A 596-nucleotide genomic window follows, 5' to 3' on the forward strand; every position below is an offset into this window, starting at 1 on the left:
ACCACGAGCTCGGGAGCGCCACGCGCTTGGTCGCCGGCCTCGTGACGCAAGATGACGCAGAGCGCCTCGAGCTCGTCCAGCCGCCACTCGCCGTCGAGCCATGCGCGGCAATCGGCGCTGGTGCGAGTCAGCGTGCCCTTCGACCCCTGCGCGAGGATCTTCCTGGCCTGCTCGACCGAGATGCCCAACGTGCCGGCGATCGACTCTCGGATCGTGATGGCCGAGCCTTCGAGCTCGTCGGACAAGTCGGGGCGCACCTCGTGGCGCGAGGCGATGTCCTTCGGGATCAGGTACAAGTTCTCCGCGGCCTCGTCCATCAGGTCGGCCATCTCGGCTAGGTCCTGCCTTCGCAGCGTCGCTTTGGTCATTTGCCGCTCATCGTACCGCCGGCCCGACGGATCGGCTCAAGCGGTAGGTGCAGGTCGCGCTTCGAGTCTGGGGCTTGCGGGGCATGCTTCCGATGGTGGTAGTGCACCAGGCCAAGAAAAAGCCCGCCGAAGCGGGCAACGAGGACCTTGCTGTCTTTGAGGGGAGGAAGGCCACATCCTGGGCGTTCAGGGTGAACAGGCCATGAACGCGTCCGGGCGAAGGTAAGC

Annotated in this window: 2 protein-coding genes; both read right to left on the bottom strand. The window is 66.1% G+C overall.

The window, feature by feature from the left end; genetic code table 11:
* Positions 1–368: hypothetical protein (locus ACXJ3V_RS20440; RefSeq protein WP_457102187.1), on the bottom strand; the 368-nt coding region annotated here is incomplete at its 3' end.
* On the bottom strand, positions 365–596 hold a 232-nt coding region (locus tag ACXJ3V_RS20445), incomplete at its 5' end, for a hypothetical protein (protein WP_457102188.1). The genes ACXJ3V_RS20445 and ACXJ3V_RS20440, both read right to left, overlap by 4 nt.

The organism is Microbacterium sp. P5_E9, assembly GCF_054049175.1.